Genomic DNA, 3,873 nt, shown 5'->3' on the forward strand with positions numbered 1-3,873 from the left:
TATAGAATAAATAAAATTAATGGGAATTATAAAAATTACAGATATCGGATGGTGGTCTACTTATAAATAATAAAATGAGAGGGCAGGATCTGGCGGATCCCTGAACTTCCAAGAAGCTGAAGGCTACCTGGAACCTTTGCCCTCTCAAGATACTTATATCAGATTCGAAAGCAATGGGCAATTGGGTGATTTGAAAGCCTGGTTTGGGGGCAATGGTGCTGGGCACCCCGCGGGCTGCAAACCCGTTGGCTGGCTCTAACAAAGCTGGAGGAGGTTCGATTCCCCTTGCCCCCTTTTTGGGTAGGGAGTTGTTAGTCGGTAGTCGGGAGTGTAGATCGGTGAGCGACTTTTCGACAAGCGACTAGCGGTTGAGAAGAGAAAGTCGCTAATCGAAATTTTATAGATTGAGAGATCCATCGAGCCTTAAACGGTCACAAAGAGAAAGAGGTAGAAGCCATACTAAATTCCTATTTTCAGAGGATAAGCTGGTCAAGTTGAGCAATGGCGGTATCATGCACCCAGAAAATTTCCGAAAGGTGAAGGATATGATTAGGCAATATATTATTGACCATGGGAGAATCACCCTTCCCGAGGTTAAGGGTCTTCTGAAGAGTGGGCGTAGGGGAGCGATATCCGTCATGGAGCATCTGGATGCCGTAAAGTTCGGAATTAGGATAAAAAATAGAAGAATAATCTCATGAATTAATTAGCCTCTGGAGATAGAAGGGGCAATCTTTGATGTTATTTTGTATGAGTCTGTGGCATGTTTAAATATCAAGGGTTGCCTCTTTTGTTTTGCCTCTCTTCTGCAACATGTGCAAAAATTAAAAGGATTATATAATGGCTAAGGAGAATTAGAAACTAAATTTTTGCAGTTAGGACGAATCGATGCACTACAAGCTCAAAACCGATATTTTACTCAGCAAACCCAACTTATTGAAGGATATCAAGGCTCTTCTTTCTCCTTCCCTCCGAGGAGAAATCTCAAAGTACCGGAATTTGGCTCTCGGAGAGATTGCTGGTCGGGACAGTATAGCCGCCCTCATTAAAGCCGCCGCTCGAGATGATGTAGAAGCTATTTTGCCCACCCTTGTTTACACCGGCACTGAGTACGGGGATTGGAAAGCCCTGTATGCAAATGTCGACTTCGTCCGCGAGCAAATTGCGAGAGAATATCAGAAACCCCTTTTTGATCTGGTTATATTGGGCAATCCGGTCATGTGGTGGGCGCTAAATGGTCGATTTGCCTCCGTTCTCTTGGAGAAATTTGGCTTTTATTCCCCCTGTCCCGGTTGTCATCTATATATGCACCTGATAAGGGTTCCTTTGGCCAGGGAGTTGAACTGCACCAAAATCATTGGAGGAGAGAGGGAGAGTCATGGAGATAAGTTGAAGATCAATCAAATTCCCATGGCTCTAGATGCTTACACTGAACTACTGAATTTTGTGGATATTGAACTCATTTTGCCTCTTCGAAAGATATATTCCGATGAGGAAATTGAAACCTTTGTGGAAGTGGGGTGGAAAGCCGAGGAGAAACAGTTAAAATGCGTGTTTAGCTCGAATTATCGCTTCCTGGATGGTAGCGTCAAATGTGATGAGGATGCCATGAGAAAATATTTTAGCGAATTTGCCATTCCAGCCGGTAAGAAAATCTTGCAAGCCTGGCAGAAGGAAGAGAAAGTGGATTATGTAAAAATAGTAAGCAAAGTTTTGGAAGATATAGGAGATAGATAACTATATCATAGGAAAAAGGAGACTTCATGAAGGTCTTACTTATAATTCTGGATGGATTGGGAGATAGACCAGCACTGGAATTGGGTGGGAGGACACCACTGGAGGCAGCCAATACACCGAATATAGATAGATTAGCAGCTCAAGGTATAACGGGCCTCATGGATCCCATAGCTCCGGGTATTGCGCCGGGAAGTGATATGGCTCACTTCGTCATATTCGGATATTCCCTGAGTGACTTCCCCGGAAGAGGGGTCTTCGAGACCGTAGGGGAAGGATTGGAACTCAGTGACAAGGATGTTGTCTGTAGAGCCAGCTTTGCCTCGGTTAAGGAACAAGATGGTTACCTCCAGGTTGTGGATCGATGCATCGGAGTCGATGAGGAATGTTGCCAAGCATTGGCGAGGGAAATCTCGGAAAAAGAATTCTGCGGGATAAGATTCCATTTCGTCTACAACGGAAAAAGACAGGGAATCCTGTTCTTAAAGGGCGAAGTGAGCCCGAGCATTACCGATTCAGATCCATTTTGCGATGATATGCCGGTGATTAAGATTCAGCCCTTGGAAGGAGTGCAGGATAGAGGGAAAGCTGAACACACAGCCGATTGTCTCAATGAGTACCTTAGGTGGGTGTATCGAAAATTGGTCAATCATCCGGCCAATGCCTCGAGGGAAAAAGCCGAACTTCCACCGGTAAACTTCCTGCTAACGAAGTGGGCTGGCAGGAGGAGACCATTGATATCTTTCGATGAGAAATATGGGCTGAGGGGAACCACCATTGCCTCCGGTCCCATGTTCCGGGGACTTGCCAGCGAAATCGGGCTGACCTTTTTCGAAGTGAAACAAATCAAAGATGCTGAAGAGGACCTAAGAAATCGATTTAAAGTGGCGGAGAAGGCTTTCAAGGAAGCCTACGACTTCGTTCACATCCATACAAAAACCATCGATGATGCCGCTCACACAAAAGACCCCACCTTCAAAAAAAGCATCATCGAAGATGTGGATAAATCCTTTAATTACCTGTTTTCAAGCCAAAATCTCATCCAAAATAGTTTGATCATCGTCACTTCGGACCATAGCACGCCGAGTAGAGGAGAACTCATTCACTCTGGGGGGCCGGTACCAATCGCCATTGTGGGCGAGAATGTCCGTAGGGATGGAGTTGAAAAATTTAGCGAGTTGGCTTGTGCCCAGGGGGGATTAAGACGGATCCGAGGCACGGATTTGATGAATATCATCCTGGATCTAACTGATAGGGTTAAATACTACGGCACAAGACCAACGGCGAGGGATATACCCTATCATCCTCGAAAAGTTATTCCATTACGCCTATTTTCGGAGGGTGGCTTGTAGTCTCTTCGGTTTTAAAAGCAGGTCCAGGGCATCTTTGGGGTCCTTCACTATTACATCGGCTGATAGAAGAGCTTCGCGGGATAGCCCTTCTTCTCCAATAATCCCTATCCCCAGAGCAGCTTGCTTAAGCATCAATGAGTCGTTCGTGCCATTCCCTATGGTAATGGTCCTTTCGGGATCCAATTTTCTTAAGAACTCCGCTTTTTGCTCCGCCTCTCGCCGTCGATTAATTTGGTGGACTTCAACCTGTAGAATTTCTTTTATCTCATCCATTCTTCCCTGAGTCCCTGCGGTGAGAACGTAGATTTTGAGGAGTTTTGCCAGTTTTTTCACCCGTTCCACGACTTCCCCGGAGACCACACCATCCATGGCTATGGTGCCATTCATGTCTAGAATGAGACTTTCAATTTCAATTGCCCGTCTTCCCGGCATGGTTAACCTGATCATGCGTCCTCCTTGGAGAAAATACCGTGGGTAAAAATTCATCATCTACATGATGAATTCCTCCCAAAAACTGAGATTTTAGTCAGGTTTTAATTTCCGAGTCCAAAGATTTTCCCCTAAAATCCAAAGTATAACAAGGAATAAACCTTATTTTCATTTCCGTGTTTGCGCAAGCATGGAAATAATAATGGCTAATGGTTATCCGGTTCGAATTGAGGTGATGTCCTAAAATTCCTGTAAAAATGGAGAGGCTTCGGTTATCCTTTTAAGTTAAAGGAAAAACCAAGAAAGGAGGAAACCGAAGCCTATGAAAAAGGTACCACCATCAAAAAGAATCCGCAAG

At 44.8% G+C, this 3,873-nt stretch carries 4 protein-coding genes and 1 tRNA gene; 4 read left to right on the forward strand and 1 reads right to left on the reverse strand.

Annotated features, from left to right (window positions below; genetic code table 11):
* Nucleotides 1-205: 205 nt before the first annotated feature.
* From AB1466_02385 to AB1466_02400, 4 genes are all read left to right on the forward strand, one after another.
* Nucleotides 206-294, forward strand: a tRNA-Cys gene (locus AB1466_02385).
* 251 nt (nt 295-545) lie between these two features.
* Nucleotides 546-701 carry a SelB C-terminal domain-containing protein gene (locus tag AB1466_02390; protein MEW6188951.1) on the forward strand — a complete coding sequence of 52 codons (156 nt, stop codon included), beginning with the start codon at nt 546-548 and terminating at the stop codon, nt 699-701.
* A 187-nt stretch (nt 702-888) separates the two neighbouring features.
* Nucleotides 889-1,737 (forward strand): hypothetical protein, encoded by an 849-nt coding sequence (locus tag AB1466_02395; protein ID MEW6188952.1) that lies wholly within the window; start codon nt 889-891, stop codon nt 1,735-1,737.
* A 26-nt stretch (nt 1,738-1,763) separates the two neighbouring features.
* The gene (locus tag AB1466_02400) at nt 1,764-3,086 is read left to right on the forward strand and encodes an alkaline phosphatase family protein (GenBank protein ID MEW6188953.1); all 1,323 of its coding nucleotides are present in this window, start codon (nt 1,764-1,766) and stop codon (nt 3,084-3,086) included.
* On the opposite strand, the gene AB1466_02405 is transcribed toward AB1466_02400, so the two are convergent.
* The gene (locus tag AB1466_02405; protein MEW6188954.1) at nt 3,063-3,533 is read right to left on the reverse strand and encodes an ATPase P; all 471 of its coding nucleotides are present in this window, start codon (nt 3,531-3,533) and stop codon (nt 3,063-3,065) included. The genes AB1466_02400 and AB1466_02405 overlap by 24 nt on opposite strands.
* Between the last annotated feature and the right edge of the window lie 340 nt (nt 3,534-3,873).

This window comes from Actinomycetota bacterium (assembly GCA_040755895.1).
Lineage (GTDB): Bacteria > Actinomycetota > Aquicultoria > Subteraquimicrobiales > Subteraquimicrobiaceae > Subteraquimicrobium.

Bases quoted from the DNA above. Each gene is read 5' to 3' on its own strand.
- AB1466_02390 (MEW6188951.1), top strand. From the start codon at position 546: ATGATTAGGCAATATATTATTGACCATGGGAGAATCACCCTTCCCGAG.
- AB1466_02405 (MEW6188954.1), bottom strand. From the start codon at position 3,533: ATGATCAGGTTAACCATGCCGGGAAGACGGGCAATTGAAATTGAAAGT.
- AB1466_02395 (MEW6188952.1), top strand. From the start codon at position 889: ATGCACTACAAGCTCAAAACCGATATTTTACTCAGCAAACCCAACTTA.
- AB1466_02400 (MEW6188953.1), top strand. From the start codon at position 1,764: ATGAAGGTCTTACTTATAATTCTGGATGGATTGGGAGATAGACCAGCA.